Genomic DNA, 16,674 nt, shown 5'->3' on the forward strand with positions numbered 1-16,674 from the left:
ACGCGGATGCGCAAACGCCGCCGGGCCGCATGAAAGAACATGCGGCCCGGCGGCTGACGCGGTATTGCGCAGCGTTTCGACCGAGTTGTTACGGCGCGAATGTTTCAGAGTTCCTGGTCGCGTGCAGTCCTAGCTGAGCGCGCGAGAAGTCGAGCAGCACGTCCAGATTCTGCATGGCCATCAAGCCGACCACGATGCGGCTCGCGCCGGGCTTCGCCTTGGCGATCGTCACCTGAGCGCTTTCATAGCGGTGCTGCCACGAGCCGACGCCGAGCGCGACATCGTAATTGCCTTGCGCGAGCACGTCGTTTTCATCGCCGTCGTTGGTCCAGTTCGGCGCCTTGTCGGTTTCGACACGAATCATTCCGGTGCTGCCGGTGGCGAACACCACGGGCGCGCAAAAACGCATCTTCTCGCCAACCTGCACGCAGCCCACCGGCCATTGGGCCGCGGCGTTTTGCGACGCGGTCATGGGGATCATCGTGAATTCGTGTGTGAGGCCTGTTGAGGGGCTCAGAATCACAAACGGCTTGTCAAAATTGGCGTGCACCAGGTAGCGCTGGCCGATATTGCCCGGCAAGGCGCGCAACGGTTGCGTGCAACAGTCGTCGTTCGGTTGCGCGGCGCCTGCACCGAGAATGCCGGAGAACGCGTAACCGAATTCGCCGGTGTAGCCGTCCATGGCGAGGCATTTTCTCTGGTTGCGCAGGCAGCGCACGTCGTTGACGGTTTGCACGGCGAGGTCGACCGGCTTGGTGCCGATCACGCTAAACGGCAGCTTGACCGACGGCCCCGACACCACGGCGCCGTTCGCAAAAGTCAGAGAGGTCGCTGGACCGGCAACCGGATAATTCACCGCGGGGAGCACTTTCGACAGCACGCGCACGCCCTGGATACCCGAGTCGAATGCCAGATACACGGCTTTACCGTCGAGCTGGACCGGCAAGCCGAGCCGCGCGTGACCTTCGTCGGCGCGTTCCACGTGCAGCAGAATCAGCACGCCGTCATTGCCGCCATTGATCAGCGAGGCGGTAGCGGCGGGCGGAGTGGGCACGGGAAAGGTGACGCCGCAGCCGCCAAGCGATGTCACGCCGACCAGCGCGACGGTGACGAAGGCGGTGAGGGCGGTGAATCGGCCACACAGGGAAGACAGCGAGCGCAAACAATTTCGGGACAGCAGTGACATGGGACCACACTTTGCAAAAGAGCGTGTCCCTGACGGAGGCGGTGCATCGAGAACTGTAAAACGTGCCGCAGCGGCGACAGTCGCGAAGGCCTTGTGCCTGACCGGCAACGGCTTGGAGGCGCTTGCGAGGCCTGCGGTAGGGAACGCGGGATAAGAGAACCGCAGACTCTACCTGCCTCGCTATACCGAATTGCAAAAATGTGTAAAGACTTGATCGTTGTCAAAGATCGCAAGCGAAATCGAGTGGACGGCGGATCACGCTTTCCACTGCGCGGCCAAGGATGGCGCGGTCGAGTGCGCCGGCCAGTGCGCCAATCACTTCATCAAGGGTGCGGGAGATGACTTCGACGCGGAAGGTGATGCGCTCGTTGCGCTTGTCGATGGTCACCACATAAAGCCGTAGATTCTTGCCTAGCGCTGCATGCAATGCGCGCCTGCCGGTGGCTGAGGAGGTACCGGGCACCGTGACGTCGAGTGTGACGAGACAGACGCGGGCGGGGGTCGAGGGTGCCAGCGAGCGCAAACCTCGCGGGGCAACCGTGGCAGGCGTGACGGCGGACTGTAACATCGTGCGGTGCCGCTACGGAGCGGGGCGGCATGTTGTGGAGACGAGTCCACTGTATCCGCGCGAGTCTCAAGCGGGTGCAAAAGCTCGCGGCGTTCAGGTTAATTTTGTGTTAACGCGCAAGCAGAGGGCGCTGCGACTTTTCCTCGCAGGCGCGCTGGATCAGGCTTTTGGCGCCGGAGCCGCCGCCAGGGCCTCGCGGACAGTTTGCGCCACGCGTTCGACGAACTCGAGATCGATACTCGACAGCGCTTCACGCTCACCGGCGCGAGTTTCGACGATCAGGCGATGCGTGACGTCCTGGGTGGTCCATGTAAGCCAGCCCACTACGGCGAGCATGACGCCGCACACGATGCCCAGCGACGAGCGAAACACGCCGCCGACGATAGCGGCAATCGCCCCGATCACCGAGATTCCAACGGGCACGACCCTGTTCTTCTGCACGGTGACGACCCGCACGTTCAGAATGTCGCGCAGCGGGAAAACCTGTCCGGCGGCGGAAAGTGCATTGCGCGTGACCGAGACGCCACGGTCGTTGAAAGGGGTTTCCATCGGGTCGGATGCAAGCGGTAGCAAAGGCCGCAGGGTAACAGAACCCGCGCTTGCGCAGGAAGGGGCGGGGTGACGCAGAGGGTTATTCAAACGAAGAAACGCCCGGACGAGGCGCCTATGACAGGCGCCCCGCACGGGCGCTTTTCGAGTTCACACGGTCCGCTCCTGAAGGCTTTCAAGCCTTCAGGAAACGCAGATTCCGTTTAGAACTTGACGCGGATGCCAGCGCGAACTGCCAGCTGCGTATCTGCACCTGCCACCGGCAGGTAGCTGCCCGTGCTCACGCCGATCTGCGATTGCAGCGGTGTGCCGTTCGCCAGCTTGCCCTTGGCGTCCTGATACACGCCAAGCAGGTACACGTCGGTGCGCTTGCTCAGTGCGTAGTCGACGCTTGCGTCGATCTGGTTCCAGTGACCGTTGGTGTGGTCCTTCACCTGCATGTACGTGTAGCCCAGTGCGCCCGTCAATGCCGGCGTGAACAGGTACTTCGCGCCAGCTTCATACGCGTTGAACGTGGTCATGTTGCCCGTCAGCTGCTCGATGTTCGTGTGCGTCCACAACGCCCATGCAGTCGCTGCGCCGATCGAATACTTGGCGCCGACACCGGTCGTAGCCAGATCCTTCGTCGCGCCCGAGCCTGCCGTTGCATTGGCCAGCGTCGACGAGAAGCTCGGAACTGCCGAACCCGGGAAGCGGATATCCGTGTAGGCTGCGCCGATACCCAGCGGGCCGTTCACGTAGTTCAGGCCGAAGCTGTACGCCGACGACGAACCGCCCGTGCCCGGTGCGCCTGCGAATGCGCCTGCTTCGTTCGAGAAGCCGTACATTGCGCCGAACGTCAGGCCGTAGAAGTTCGCGCTGCTGAACTTGATCGAGTTGTTGATACGGCTCGACGTGAGCTGGTCGACGTCGTTGATGTGGTAGCCGTAGTTACCCGCGACGGTCTGGCCGCCGTTGGCGTACGAGTTGCCCAGGTAGTCGGTCGAGAACGAGTATTGACGACCGAGCGTCAGCGAGCCGATGCCGTCTTGCGTCAGGCCAACGAAGGCTTGACGGCCGAACAGATCGCCACCTTGACCCAATGCGCCGGTGCCCGAGTTAAAGCCGTTTTCCAACTGGAAGATGGCCTTCAGACCACCACCGAGGTCCTCCGAACCCTTCAGGCCCCAACGGCTGCCTTGAGCAACGCCGTCAGCGTACTGAACCAGGTCTTGTGCCTTGGCATTGGCGTGGTTCGTATACGTAATACCTGCGTCGACCAGGCCATACAGCGTGACGCTGCTTTGTGCGTGAGCGGTGCCGGCGAATGCCGTGAGGATAGCGGTGGCAAATACTGTCTTTTTCAAGTGATTCTCCGATTTTAAAAGAGGCGATCGCGAGCCTGGCTCTATGGGCAGGTCGCGCGATGGCCGCCAATGTAAGGGACCGGAACGAAACGAATGTGACAGTCAGGTTATTTCGAAAATCTGTCGTACGAATACGACATCTGAATGCTTGACCTACGGAAAGTCATGCGCACGGCCATGGTCTGTGCCGCCGTGAGCCCCGCAATTGTTGTGAATAATAAGGCGTTTAAAGCCGTGGCATGCCGTTTTACTATTAAAAGACGAAGCAATTGCCATTGACGCAATCAATTCTCAGAATTGAATGGTAAAGACCCCGCGATAAAGATAAATAGCCAATAAAAATGAATAACCCTATATCTGAGTCGGGCAATTGGAAATGGCAAGCATAACTAATCTATTTCGCGTTTATTCGACCATTGACGGCCGAACCGGCAGCGAGATTGCTGCCAGTTCGGCCTTATACGTCAGGGTCAACGCATCGATCAGTTGGACAGCAGCGATCCCGAGCGGAATGCCTTCGCGCCGGCAATGCGGGCGAATTCCAGCCCTGCGGTCGCGAAGCGCGTCAGGTGGCGCGCATACAGCACGCCGGCGACGGTGCTCTTGAGCGTCACCACGCGATTGGTCAGCGGGTCGACGATATCGGCGATCTCGTGTCCGGCATCGACCCAGGTGCCCACTTCCGTGCGATACACCAGCACGCCGCTCATCGGCGCGACGATCGGCTCGGCGCCGGCGAGCGGCGTGGCGGCGAATTCGAGCGCCGGCATCGGCGCCGCGGTACCGTCGATGACGCCACGCTGGGTCAGATATTCGATGATGCCCTGCGCGTCGTGATCGGCGAATTCGTAGGAGACGTTGCGCTGGCCGCGCAGTTCGATCGTCACCGAAATCGAACCGTTCGGGATCGGGAAGCGCTCGCCGAAGCGGCCGCGCAGATCAGACCAGCAGAAGCTGTGGATTTCGTCGAACGGATTGCCGACCGAATTCAGCGCCAGCAGCGAGGCCTTCGCTTCCAGATAGCGCGCGAGCGGCTCCACTTCCGGCCACAGATCCGGATTGGTGTAGAGATGCATGGCCGCTTCCCAGTCGCAGTGCAGGTCGAGCACGACGTCGGCGTCGTACGACAGTTTCTGCAGCGCGAGGCGTTGCGATTCCAGTTCGGTTTGCGGTTCGATCGCATCGAGCGCTTCGCGCATCGCGGTGCGGATGGCGGTGCGGTTCTGGTCGATATTGTCGGTGAGGCGCGCTTCGATCACCGGTTGCACGAGTGCGGACAGATCGTGGAAGTTGCGGTTGAAATTCTGCGCGGACAGGGTCTCGAAGCGGCCCGTGTGATGGCCGAGAAAATGCTGGTTCAGGCCGATTGGGTTCGCCACCGGCACGATCACGACCTCGCCCTTGATCTTGCCCGCCGCTTCGAGCGCAGCCAGTTTGTTGCGCAGTGCCCACGACACCAGCATGCCGGGGAGCTCGTCGGCGTGCAGCGAGGACTGGATGTAGATCTTTTGCCCGCCGCCGGGACCGTAGTGAAAACTCGTCAGGTTGCGTGCGGTGCCGAGTGTCGGGGAAATCAGCGGATGGGTTTGGGTTTGCATGATGTCTGAAGCGCGGCGGCCTCGGAAGGAGTCGCGCTATGTTGTTGATTTCAGTTTGAAAAATCGATTTTCTGGAAGGCTTGCCAAGGCGCGAACCAGACTCGCGCGGCGCGGCGTAATCGCACGATCTTAGCCGATATGCGCGCGGGATGTGAATCGGCGCGCTGTTGCGGAGCACAAACAGAGCTCGCAAAAAGGGGCGCAAAGAGGGCCGCCAGGAGGGCTGCCAAACGCAACGGGCTCCGCGTGTGGCGGAGCCCGTCTGCACAACACGAACGGGCGCGGCAAGCCGCGCCTGCTGCGTTTTAGCTGCCGTACACGTCGAAATCGAAGTACTTCTTCTCGAGCTTCTTGTACGTGCCGTCCTTGATCATGTCGGCGATTGCCTTGTCGACTTTGGTCTTCAGATCGGTGTCTTCCTTGCGCATGCCGATGCCTGCACCGTTGCCGAGGATCTTCTCGTCGACGATGTCCTTGCCGGCAAATTCGTAGCCAGCGCCGCGCGGGGTCTTCAGGAAGCCGATTTCAGCTTCCACGGCATCTTGCAGCGATGCGTCAAGACGGCCCGACAGCAGGTCGGTGTAGACCTGATCTTGGTTCTGGTACGAGACAACCTTGGCGCCCTTCGGCTCCCAGTAGGTCTTCGCGTACGTTTCCTGGATCGTGCCCTGCTCGACGCCCACCGACTTGCCCGTCAGCGATTCCGGCGTCGGCTGGAGACCCGAACCCTTCTTGGTGACGAGGCGCGTCGGTGTGTTGAACAGCTTGTCCGAGAAGGCGATCTGTTCCGCGCGTTGCGGCGTCATCGACATCGACGACAGCACGCCGTCGAACTTCTTGGCCTTCAGTGCCGGGATCATGCCGTCGAAGTCGTTTTCGACCCAGACGCACTTTGCGTTCAGACGCTTGCAGATTTCATTGCCGAGGTCGATATCGAAACCGGCGAGCTTGCCATCCGAACCCTTGGATTCGAACGGGGGATAGCTGGCGTCCACGCCGAAACGGATGGTGGTCCAGTCCTTCGCATGTGCGCCAATCGAGACGGTGGCAAGCAAAGCAACCGTCAAAGCCGCTAGCAGTTTTTTCACTGTTTTACTCCTCGGTGGTGGTTCGTATTACTCCCGCATGCGGTGGTGCCGCTACGGGATAGCGCCCGGCGCGAGTCACAACCGGGCAGGATTGAACGGCGGCAGACCTTGGCGGCCTGCAGCGCGGGCAAAGCTTATCAGGTCAAAAAGTTTACGTACTCAGTAAAACACCGGATGGCGCCTTGACAGGAGGTTCAGAGTTTGGGCAGGGCGCGCGGATGGATTTCGCGCGTATACGCCTGCTGTTTCCGCTTGACCACGCTGCGCGGTGGGGCAATTTGACGTCATGCGTTGCGCATGAAATGCACCGGCTGCCCACCTCGGATTTCGCGGTTTTTGTAATTAAATCAACAACATTCGACCGGAAAGCCGGTGGGCATGCAGGCGGGCCCGCCTGCATGGGCCTGGCTCGTGACGGCACGCCCACCTGGGTGGATTCGAACACAAAACCGCACACCGCCCTATTTAGTGCGAGGACCTAGCGCGAGAAAAGACGCAAAAACATGACGCAAACGCGCAATTTCTCCGTTGCGCCGGCGCGGGCCGCCAAGGGCCTGCGCGCCCAGTAACAGCGCGATCAGACGATTCGCGCGCCTTCTCGATAGGTGGCGCGCGGCACCGGCAGCGTGTCGAGCATCGTGACCCGCACGAAGTCGGCCCGCAGACCCGGCGCGATCGCGCCGCGATCATGCAGCCCGACCGTGCGCGCCGGTTCGGCCGACACGGTTGCCATGGCGCGCGGCAAGGTCCAGCCCGCCTTTTCCACCAGTTCGAACACAGCGGTGAGCAGGCTCGACGGCACGTAGTCGGACGACAGGATGTCGAGCAGATTCGCTTTGGCGAGTTCGAGCGCGGACACGTTGCCCGAGTGCGAGCCGCCGCGCACGATATTCGGTGCGCCCATGATCGTCGAAATGCGATGCTCGCGTGCCGCCTGCGCGGCGATTCGCGTGGTCGGAAATTCCGCCAGCACGATGCCTTCGGCCGCGGCCTGTTCCACGTGTTCCACCAGGGTGTCGTCGTGGCTCGCTACCGGCAGCCCCAGCGTCTTGCAGCGTGCGACGATCTCGTGGCGATGGGCGTCGGCGTAACGCTCCTGTTCGATGGTCAGCTCGGCCAGCGCCGTGGTCACGTGTTCGTCGCTCAGCTTGCCGTTGCGTTCCTGGAAACGGCGCCATTGTTCGCGGTCATGCCATTGGCGCTGGCCCGGCGTGTGATCCATCACCGAGGCGAGGCGCAGCAGCGGATGCCCGCACAACGAGTCGAATATTTCCACCACGTCGGCGGTGGCGATTTCACAGCGCAGATGCAGAAAGTGTTCGGCGCGCAGCAGCTTGCGCTCGGAGAAGCGGGTGAGCGCCTCAGCGCATTGTGTCTGCATATCGCGGCCACGCAGGCCCGCGTTTGCGCGCGTGCCGATGGACAGCGCGTCGAACACCGTCGTGATGCCCGCCGCGGCCACCTGCGCGTCGTGGATCACAAACGCGGCATCCGTATTCCACACCACGCCGGGGCGCGGCGCCAGATGCTTTTCGAGGTTATCCGTATGCAACTCGATCAGACCCGGCAGCAGATAATCGCCATCCCAGTCTTCGGCCTCGCGCGCCGAGGTCGTGCCCCGTTCGACGTCGTGAATCTTGCCGTCTTCGATGCGCACCACGCCGGTAAATACTTCGTCTCGCGTCACAATGCGAGCGTTCCTGATCAACATCGACATGCTCCGTATTCAGTCTGTACAGTCTGTACGTCAGTGTAGCGCCGCTGGTAGACGCAGCGGCGGCTGAAGTTCAAGGCGGCGCGTGGCCACTCTGTTGCGCGTATCTTCATCATGAAAGATGCCGACAATCGCCGCGCCGCGTTCGCGTGCTTCGATGATCAGATCGGCGACCACCTCGCGATTTTCGGCATCGAGCGAAGCGGTCGGCTCGTCGAGCAGAAGCAGCGGATGCCCGGCGATGAGTCCCCGCGCGATATTCACGCGTTGCTGTTCGCCACCGGAAAACGTGGCGGGCGCCAGCGACCAGAGCCGCTCGGGGACATTGAGGCGTGCCAGCAGCGCAGCAGCGCGCTCGTGCGCTTCGTCTGCGTCAACACCGCGAGAGACCAGCGGTTCGGCAACCAGCGCAAGCGTTGTCACGCGCGGAATCACGCGCAGGAACTGACTCACGTAGCCGACCACGTTACGGCGCAGACGCAGCACGTCGTGCGGTTCGGCGCCCGTAATTGCGACATGCTGCACGTCATGTGCATCCGAGCGGATCGCAATGGAACCCGAACTCGCCAGATAGTTGCCGTACAGGCAGCGCAACAACGTGCTCTTGCCCGCGCCGGAGGGGCCGACCAGTACGACACATTCGCCCTGTTCGACATCGAGCGAGACGTCGGCCAGCGCGTCGATCTGCACGCCGCCCTGGGCGTGCAGCGTGAAGGTCTTGCCGATGTTGACGGCGCGCAGCATCAGCGCTGCGTTGTCGATAAAAGCGCGTTCGCGCGCGTGTGATTCGATGGATGACATCGTGGACCTCAAACCGGCAGGACGGAAGAAACCAGCGTTTGCGTGTACGGGTGTTGCGGATCGTCGAGCACCTGATCGGTCAATCCGGCTTCGACCACCTCGCCGCCCTGCATGACCATCAAACGATGCGCGAGCAGGCGTGCCACGCCAATATCGTGCGTCACGATCAGCACCGACAGATGCAGCGTGCTGGTCAACGTGCGCAACAGATCGAGCAACCGCGCCTGCACGGACACGTCGAGACCGGCGGTCGGCTCATCCATGAACACGAGGCGCGGTCCGGTGACGAGATTGCGGGCGATCTGCAAACGCTGCTGCATGCCGCCGGAAAACGCAGCGGGATATTCGTCGATACGCGTGGCATCCAGTTCGACGCGCTCCATCCATTGTGTCGCGGTCTGGCGAATCTGACCGTAATGGCGCGCGCCGACTGCCATCAGCGGCTCACCGATATTGGCACCGGCGGAGACGCCGCTGCGCAGGCCGTCGCGCGGATTCTGCTGGACGAAGCCCCATTCGGTACGTGTGAGCAAACGGCGGCGCGGTTCAGACAACGCGCGCAGATCGAGCGTGTCGCCCTGCGTGGCGTGGTAGTGCAGCGTACCGTTATCGGCTTCGGTGCGCAGCGCGAGCGTGTTCAGCAGCGTGGTCTTGCCCGAACCGGATTCGCCGACGATGCACAGCACCTCGCCGGGATAGAGGTCGAAGCTCACGTTTCTGCAGCCGTTACGGCCGCTGAATTGCTTCGTGAGGGCGCGAGCACTCAGAAGCGGGGTCATGCGCGCGGTCATACGGACTCTCCTTCGGCGATTGCGCCAGTCTGCTCGGCCTGTGACTCGCGACGGTCATGACAGTAATCGCTATCCGAGCAGACGAACATGCGCTTGCCGGCGTCGTCGACGATCATTTCGTCGAGGAAGCTTTCTTTCGATCCGCACAGCGCGCAGGCATGTTCCCAGCGCTGGATTTCGAACGGATGATCGTCGAAGTCGAGACTGCGCACGGGCGTGTACGGCGGAATGGCATGGATGCGCCGCTCGCGGCCGGCGCCAAACAACTGCAGCGCAGGGTTCATATGCATCTTCGGGTTGTCGAACTTCGGAATCGGCGAGGGCGAACTCAGATAGCGGTCGTTGACGATCACCGGGTAGTCATACGTCGTGGCAATGCTGCCGTGATGCACGATGTCTTCGTACAGCTTCACGCTGATCAGACCGTAGTCGGCCAACGCGTGCAGCTTCTTGCATTCGGCGAGGCGCGGTTCGAGCCGGAACAAGGGCTCGGGCATCGGCACCTGATAGACCAGAATCTGCTTGTCCGTGAGCGGCGTTTCGGGAATCCGGTGCCGCGTCTGCACGATCGTCGCTTCGGACGTGCGGCGCGTGGTCGCGACGCCGGTGGTACGGGCAAAGAAGCGGCGGATATTGACCGCGTTGGTGGTTTCGTCCGAGCCCTGGTCGATCACCTTCAGCGTGTCGCTGCGGCCAATGATCGCTGAGGTCACCTGAATACCGCCTGTGCCCCAGCCGAACGGCAAGGGCATTTCCCGCGAGGCGAACGGCACCTGATAACCGGGCACCGCGACCGCTTTGAGCAGCGAGCGGCGGATCATCCGCTTGGTCTGTTCGTCGAGGTAAGCGAAGTTGTAGCCTTCAGCCGCGCTGTCGTACGCTGCGTTGGCGAGTGGCGTGTCGGGCGCATTCATGCTGCTTGCTCCTCTTGATCGTGGCCGGTGTGCGGTTGCGAGGCTTGCGACGCCTCAACTGCCGCGGATGGGTGAGCCGCTCGTGCCGTTTGCCCTGTTTGTTCCGTTTGTTCCGTTTGTTCCGTTTGCGCGGCATGTTGCGCACGCAGGCGCCGCACGAGTTCGAGTTCGGCCTGAAAGTCGACGTAGTGCGGGAGTTTCAGATGCTGCACGAAGCCGGAGGCTTCGACGCTATCGCTATGCGACAACATGAATTCGATATCCTGGGTCGGCGATGCCAACGTTTCGCCGAGTTCCTCGGCACGCAACGCGCGGTCCACCAGCGCCATCGCCATGGCCTTGCGTTCCGAATGACCGAAGGCGAGGCCATAGCCTTGCGTGAAAGTCGGCGGCACCTCGGTGCTGCCGGCAAACTGGTTGATCATCTGGCACTCGGTGATATCGATTTCGCCGATTTCCACCGCTTCGCCGAGTTCGTCGAGTTCCATTTCGAGCGTCACCGAGCCGAAACGGATTTCACCCGCGAACGGATGCGAATTCGAATAACCGCGCTGCGTCGCATAGCCCATGGCCAGCAAAAAGCCTTCGTCGCCGCGTGCGAGGTTTTGCAGACGCGTCGCACGGTTGGCCGGAAACGCGAGCGGCTCGCGCGTCAGGTCGCCGGGTTCCGGCGCGCCGGGCCGCGGTGTTTCCTGTTCGATCAGACCTTCCTTGTTGAGCAGCGTGACCACACGCGGCATGGTCTCAGGCGGTTCTTGAGGCGTTTCCCGAGGCACAGGAGGCTGTTGTGCGACGTGACCGTTCGGATCGCCGCCGTTCGCCTGCGCATCGGCCATCAGCCTGAAATCCAGCAGACGCTGCGTGTAATCGTAAGTTGCGCCAAGCAACTGTCCGCCCGGCAAGTCCTTGAAGGTGGCGGAAATGCGCCGCTCAACCCGCATGGCTTCGCTATCGAGCGGTTGCGTGTAGCCGAAGCGCGGCAACGTGGTGCGGTAGGCGCGCAGCAGGAAGATCGCTTCGACCAGATCGCCGGCGGCCTGTTTGATTGCAAGCGCGGCGAGATCTTCGTCGTACACCGAACCTTCGGTCATCACGCGGGCCACGGAAAGCCGCAGCTGCTCACGGATCTGTCCGACGCTCAGCTCGGCGAACTGCGTATCGCCGCGGCGTGATTTGTCGAGCAGACGCCACGATGCTTCGATCGCGCGTTCTCCACCCTTGACGGCAACGTACATCAGTTCACCTTGGCTTGAGTTGTGCGCGGCAGGCCGATCAGCTGATGGCCGCAGACGAGATAGCAATCGATGCCGCACGGAAACAGCGGCGCAAGGCTGGTGCGCTCGCGCCAGAAATGTTCAGGCAGACCGACCGGCGAGATTTCGGCGGTACGCTCGATACCAGGACCGTTTAGTACGACCAAAGGTCCGCCGGTCAGCGCATCGACGCGGATCAGCAAAGTCACCGACTGCTCAGGAGATTCCGCTGCGCCGAGCGAAAAATGCTCGAGCGGCGGCAACAACGCGGCGTCGTGGATATAGGCAAATGCAGCGTCATGCACGTCTTCGACGAGCGGCGCGCCGGTATGAAAGCGCAGCGCCGAAGCGAGCGCCGCATCGGGCTCGGCAAGCCAGACCGGTGTGGAGTAGTCGCACAGCGTGAGCAGGGCCGCCAGCGCAGCCAGATCGGCGCGCGAGCGATGCGTACCGGTTGCCTGTGACGCCGGCAGAACGTTCTCCACGACCCCAACCGTGCCCGGACGCGACAGCGCATCGAGCAGCGTGCGAAATACCGCCTGGGTGTCGTAGACGGGATCGGCAAATCCCGGTGCGAGTGTGGCGAGGGCAATCTGTGAGGGGTTCATCGCGTTTTCCATCAGGGTATCCATCAGTCGCCCCGCACCATCGTGAAGAATTCGACGCGCGTCGAAGCGGCTTCGTGGCGGCGCGCCTCGCGCCGTGCCGCGAGCTGGGCGGCGAGCGGCTCGATCAGTTGGTCGTGCAGATGAACGTGCCGATCGGGCAATTGCAGCAGCGCGTCCGCGAGTGCGGCGAGCTCCGCGCGGCGGCGGTCGCGGCCCAGATGGCAGGCGACGCCGACCGGCGCTTGCCCGGCCGGGCTGCGCAAGCGCAGCGTGGCGCGGGTGACGGTAGCTTCGCCGACATTGAAGGCGTCGCCGCTCCCGCCAATGCGGCCGCGCACCATGGCGAGTCCGGTTTCGGGCGGCCGCAGCCAGTCGAATTCAGGCTGGCCGGCACCCTCCAGCGCATGGCTCAGTGCGGCTTCGAGTTCGGCGCGGGGCGTGTGCGCCAGGACGGCCATCCATGCACGCCGCGTGGCGGAGGAAGGCGAGGCAGAAGAGGCACTCATCGGGGTTCCTGTTGATGCAGTGAGTCGTCATTTGAGCATCTATTCATCTAAACGTCTAGACGTTTAGAAGTAAAGTGGTTGTGTCTGCGGCGCGCCCGTGTTTTCATATTTCCATCACGGCTTGCGCACTACAATGCACGTCACAACGAATATTTGAACCGAAGGGAATGACAGCACCATGACATCGAACGACACCGCTACGCCAGGCACACAGCTTGAACGGGGCGCGGGCGTTGCCGTGTGGCGGCAAATCGAGCAGATCCTCGCCGCTGAGATCGCGGCGAGCGGTTTTGGCGAGGAAGGCCGCCTGCCGAGCGAAGGCGAACTGGCCAGACGCTTCGACGTCAACCGTCACACGGTGCGCCGCGCCATGCTGGGACTGGCCGCGCTGGGCCTCGTGAGCGTGGAGCAGGGGCGTGGCACGTTCGTGCAACCCGGCGCAATCGATTATTCGATTGGCCGCCGCACGCGCTTTACCGAGAATCTGCGCCAGCAACATCATGCGGCGGGCGGTGCCATGTTGTCGGCGGCGCGGGTGAAGGCCGAGCCGAACGTCGCCAAGGCGCTCGGCCTGCGTGCCGGGGCATCGGTCTACCGGATCGAGTCGCTGCACGAGTCGGACGGCGTGCCGCTGACCTTTGCGCGCAACTGGTATCCCGCGGCGCGTTTTCCCGATTTGCCTGACGTTCTGCAGCGCACCGGCGGTATCACCCGAGCGATGACCGAGCTGGGCGTACCCGACTATCTACGCAAGTGGAGCCGTATCGGCAGCGTGCTGCCCGAACCGGAAGTGGCGCGGCGGCTGAATATCAACCGGCAGCAACCGGTGCTGTGGGTCGAGAACGTCGACGTCGATCTGGAGGGCGTGCCGGTCAAATACGGCATTACGCACTTCGCCGCGGATCGCGTGCAGTTGATGGTGGAAAACGACGTATGAGCAGCGCGAGTGAAGTCGTGAATCCGTCGTTCGACTGGTCTGTCGAGGCGCGCTTCGCGCTGTATTACGCGCCGTCACGCGATTCCGGCTGGTGGCAAGCGGGCTGCGAATGGCTTGGCGGCGACGTGGAAAGCGGCGTGTCCTGCACGCCGCCGCAACCGGCCTCGCTGATTCGCAAGGTGAGCGAACTGACGACCGCGCCGCGCCGTTACGGCTGGCACGGCACGCTGGTCGCGCCCTTTCGACTCGCTGACGGCGTGACGCCGCGTGGCGTGCTCGACGACGCGCGCGGCTGGGCGCTGCAGCAGGAGTCCTTCAGTTTGCCGGTAGAAGCCGCCACGCTCGGCGATTTCGTCGCGCTGCGGCCTGTTGCGCCTGAAGGCGAAGCCGCCATGCGCGAACTCGCATCCGGCGCGCTGCGTACGCTTGGCGGCTTGCGGGCCACGCCGTCCGCGGCGGATCAGGCGCGCCGGCTCGCTGCACCGCTGACGCCGCGTCAGCGGGCTTTGCTGATCGAATGGGGCTATCCCTACGTGTTCGACGAATTCCGTTTCCACATGACGCTGTCCAGTTCGCTGGATGTTGCGGACGAGCGCGCCGCGCTAGTCGCGTGGTGGCACGCAAGGATTGCAGAACTCGGTCCGCTGGTGGTGGACAGTGCTGCGCTGTTTGTCGAACCGGCACCCGGCGAGCCTTTTGTGTTGTGGCAGCGTCTGCCGTTTCAGGCTGGAAGAGTGGGGCAATCATGAATGGCCGTTTGATCTATGTGATGGGCCCATCGGGTGCAGGCAAGGATTCGCTGCTGGGATTCGCGCGGAAGCAGTTGCAGGCTGAACCGATCCTGTTTGCGCACCGCTACATTACGCGGCCGAGCGGCAACGGCGAAGCGCATGTCGAACTGAGCGTCGACGAGTTCAAGGTGCGTTCCGTGCTGGGTCTCTTTGCGCTCGAATGGTCGAGTCACGGGTTGCGCTATGGCATCGGTATTGAACTCGACACATGGCTCGAGCGCGGCTGTACGGTGGTCATCAACGGTTCGCGCCAGCATCTGGAGCAAACGCTCCTGCGCTATCCGGCCGTCGAAGTGGTGCATATCGACGCGGCCCCTCACGTTCTCGAAGCGCGGCTCGGTGCGCGCGCCCGCGAAAGCGCGGAACAGGTGGCGGCACGTCTCGCGCGGCGCGCACCGTTTTCGTTGCCCGCCGGGGTTCACCTGACCACCATCGACAATTCCGGCGCTCTCGAAGACGCGGGCCGCGCTTTCGTCGAGGTCGTGCGCGGGACGTTGGCCGTTGGGCTTTGATGATGCCGCCGCGAGCGCGGCGCTTGCGCAACGGCTGGTGCTGCGGCTCACAGGCTCACAGGCTCACAGGCTCACAGGCTCACAGGCTCACATACCGGCTCACACAGCGGCTTGCACATCGGCTCACACACCGGCTCACACACCGGCTCACACATCGGCTTGCACATCGACTTGCACGCCGCGCCTAGCCGGCTGCGAGGGTATTGCTATAGTGTTCGCCTGTGCGCGGCTTTGGCCGCGGCGTCACCCATTCGGAGTCCACGATGAGCGAAGTATCCCGTCCCGCCGGCCCTTTCACCGAGGTCGAGCATCTGGCGCCCGCCGCCGAACACCTGCGCGAAATCCGCCACCATATTCACCATCATCCGGAACTGGCCTACGAAGAAGTGGCGACGGCGGCGCTGGTGGCGGACAAGCTCACGCAATGGGGCTGGCAGGTGACGCGCGGGGTCGGGCTCACCGGCGTGGTCGGCACGCTCAAGGTGGGCGACGGCACGCGCAGCATCGGCATTCGCGCGGATATGGATGCGTTGCCGATCGTCGAACAGACCGGCTTGCCGTACGCAAGCGGCACGCAAGGAAAGATGCACGCGTGCGGCCACGATGGTCACACCACCATGCTGCTCGGCGCGGCGGAGCATCTGGCGAAGACGCGGCGCTTCTCGGGCACCGTGCATCTGTATTTTCAACCGGCTGAAGAGAGCGGCATCGACAGCGGCGCGAAGAAGATGATCGAAGATGGCCTGTTCGAACGCTTTCCTTGCGATGCCGTGTTCGGCGTGCACAACCATCCGGGTGCGGAGCCGGGGACGTTGCTGTTCCGCAAAGGGCCGTTCATGTCGGCGGGGGACAAGGCGATCATCACGATCGAAGGCGTCGGCGGGCATGCGGCGCGTCCGCACCTCGCGGTCGATCCGGTGGTGGTGGCGGCAAGCCTCGTGATGGCCTTGCAGACCATCGTGGCGCGCAACGTGGATCCGTCGCAACCGGCGGTCGTGACGGTCGGCTCGATGCATGCAGGCACGGCGAACAACGTGATTTCCAGCACGGCCAGACTCGAATTGAGCATCCGTTCGTTTAGCCCGGCGATCCGTGCGTTGCTGAAAAAGCGCGTGATCGAACTGGCCGAGAGCCAGGCGCTGAGTTATGGCGCCAAGGCAGTTGTCGAGTACATCGAAGGATATCCGGTGGTGGTCAACTCTGATGCGGAAACGGAGTTCGCGATTGAAGTCGCCCGCGAACTGGTGGGTGACGAGAACGTGGTCGCGCAGACGGATATGCTGATGGGCAGCGAGGATTTCGCGTTCATGCTGCAAAAACGGCCGGGCACGTTTTTGCGTATCGGCAATGGCGTGGGCGAGGACGGCTGCATGGTGCACAACCCGCACTACGATTTCAACGACCGCAATCTGACTGTAGGTGCGGCTTACTGGACGCGGCTCGTCGAGCGTTATCTGGCGCAGTGACGGGTTGATGGTTGCACGCGCAACTGGCTTGAGATCGCCAATGCGC

17 protein-coding genes are annotated in these 16,674 nt (G+C 62.8%); 4 read left to right on the plus strand and 13 right to left on the minus strand.

Features of this window, described 5'->3' with window-relative positions:
• Window positions 1-88: 88 nt before the first annotated feature.
• The 13 genes from P3T43_RS26815 to phnG all read right to left on the minus strand — a co-directional run bounded on the left by P3T43_RS26815 (window position 89) and on the right by phnG (window position 12,922).
• The gene (locus tag P3T43_RS26815) at window positions 89-1,186 is read right to left on the minus strand and encodes a hypothetical protein (RefSeq protein ID WP_429284028.1); all 1,098 of its coding nucleotides are present in this window, start codon (window positions 1,184-1,186) and stop codon (window positions 89-91) included.
• A 220-nt stretch (window positions 1,187-1,406) separates the two neighbouring features.
• On the minus strand, window positions 1,407-1,754 hold the full coding sequence (locus tag P3T43_RS26820; protein ID WP_429284029.1) for a hypothetical protein: 348 nt from the start codon (window positions 1,752-1,754) through the stop codon (window positions 1,407-1,409).
• Window positions 1,755-1,913: 159 nt separating this feature from the next.
• On the minus strand, window positions 1,914-2,303 hold the full coding sequence (locus P3T43_RS26825) for a DUF6232 family protein (RefSeq protein ID WP_429284030.1): 390 nt from the start codon (window positions 2,301-2,303) through the stop codon (window positions 1,914-1,916).
• A gap of 203 nt (window positions 2,304-2,506) precedes the next feature.
• Window positions 2,507-3,649: a porin gene (locus P3T43_RS26830; RefSeq protein WP_429284031.1), complete on the minus strand. Its 1,143-nt coding sequence runs from the start codon at window positions 3,647-3,649 to the stop codon at window positions 2,507-2,509.
• A gap of 482 nt (window positions 3,650-4,131) precedes the next feature.
• On the minus strand, window positions 4,132-5,247 hold the full coding sequence (locus tag P3T43_RS26835) for a succinylglutamate desuccinylase/aspartoacylase family protein (RefSeq protein ID WP_429284032.1): 1,116 nt from the start codon (window positions 5,245-5,247) through the stop codon (window positions 4,132-4,134).
• Between the two features lie 305 nt (window positions 5,248-5,552).
• Window positions 5,553-6,335 carry an ABC transporter substrate-binding protein gene (locus tag P3T43_RS26840; RefSeq protein ID WP_429284033.1) on the minus strand — a complete coding sequence of 261 codons (783 nt, stop codon included), beginning with the start codon at window positions 6,333-6,335 and terminating at the stop codon, window positions 5,553-5,555.
• Between the two features lie 577 nt (window positions 6,336-6,912).
• The gene (locus P3T43_RS26845; protein ID WP_429284034.1) at window positions 6,913-8,046 is read right to left on the minus strand and encodes an alpha-D-ribose 1-methylphosphonate 5-triphosphate diphosphatase; all 1,134 of its coding nucleotides are present in this window, start codon (window positions 8,044-8,046) and stop codon (window positions 6,913-6,915) included.
• A gap of 36 nt (window positions 8,047-8,082) precedes the next feature.
• A complete protein-coding gene (gene phnL, locus P3T43_RS26850) occupies window positions 8,083-8,850 on the minus strand; it encodes a phosphonate C-P lyase system protein PhnL (RefSeq protein WP_429284035.1) in 768 nt (255 codons plus the stop codon).
• Window positions 8,851-8,858: 8 nt separating this feature from the next.
• Window positions 8,859-9,629, minus strand: coding sequence for a phosphonate C-P lyase system protein PhnK (phnK, locus tag P3T43_RS26855; protein WP_429284079.1), 771 nt, complete (start codon window positions 9,627-9,629; stop codon window positions 8,859-8,861).
• An 8-nt stretch (window positions 9,630-9,637) separates the two neighbouring features.
• A complete protein-coding gene (locus tag P3T43_RS26860) occupies window positions 9,638-10,555 on the minus strand; it encodes an alpha-D-ribose 1-methylphosphonate 5-phosphate C-P-lyase PhnJ (protein WP_429284036.1) in 918 nt (305 codons plus the stop codon).
• A complete protein-coding gene (locus tag P3T43_RS26865) occupies window positions 10,552-11,790 on the minus strand; it encodes a carbon-phosphorus lyase complex subunit PhnI (RefSeq protein WP_429284037.1) in 1,239 nt (412 codons plus the stop codon). Before P3T43_RS26865 ends, P3T43_RS26860 begins: the two co-directional genes overlap by 4 nt.
• On the minus strand, window positions 11,790-12,416 hold the full coding sequence (gene phnH / locus P3T43_RS26870) for a phosphonate C-P lyase system protein PhnH (protein ID WP_429284038.1): 627 nt from the start codon (window positions 12,414-12,416) through the stop codon (window positions 11,790-11,792). Before phnH ends, P3T43_RS26865 begins: the two co-directional genes overlap by 1 nt.
• Before the next feature lie 23 nt (window positions 12,417-12,439).
• Window positions 12,440-12,922, minus strand: coding sequence for a phosphonate C-P lyase system protein PhnG (gene phnG / locus P3T43_RS26875; protein WP_429284039.1), 483 nt, complete (start codon window positions 12,920-12,922; stop codon window positions 12,440-12,442).
• A gap of 178 nt (window positions 12,923-13,100) precedes the next feature.
• On the opposite strand from phnG, the gene phnF reads away from it, so the two are divergent.
• From phnF to P3T43_RS26895, 4 genes are all read left to right on the plus strand, one after another.
• Window positions 13,101-13,859 (plus strand): phosphonate metabolism transcriptional regulator PhnF, encoded by a 759-nt coding sequence (phnF, locus tag P3T43_RS26880; RefSeq protein WP_429284040.1) that lies wholly within the window; start codon window positions 13,101-13,103, stop codon window positions 13,857-13,859.
• Entirely contained in the window at window positions 13,856-14,608 is a 753-nt protein-coding gene (locus P3T43_RS26885; RefSeq protein WP_429284041.1) for a DUF1045 domain-containing protein, read from the plus strand. The genes phnF and P3T43_RS26885 overlap by 4 nt, the downstream gene beginning before the upstream one ends.
• Window positions 14,605-15,162, plus strand: a complete 558-nt coding sequence (gene phnN / locus P3T43_RS26890) for a phosphonate metabolism protein/1,5-bisphosphokinase (PRPP-forming) PhnN (RefSeq protein ID WP_429284042.1) — start codon at window positions 14,605-14,607, stop codon at window positions 15,160-15,162. The genes P3T43_RS26885 and phnN overlap by 4 nt, the downstream gene beginning before the upstream one ends.
• A gap of 263 nt (window positions 15,163-15,425) precedes the next feature.
• Entirely contained in the window at window positions 15,426-16,628 is a 1,203-nt protein-coding gene (locus P3T43_RS26895) for a M20 aminoacylase family protein (protein ID WP_429284043.1), read from the plus strand.
• Window positions 16,629-16,674 lie beyond the last annotated feature (46 nt).

The organism is Paraburkholderia sp. GAS41 (genome assembly GCF_050436545.1).
Classification (GTDB): Bacteria; Pseudomonadota; Gammaproteobacteria; order Burkholderiales; family Burkholderiaceae; genus Paraburkholderia.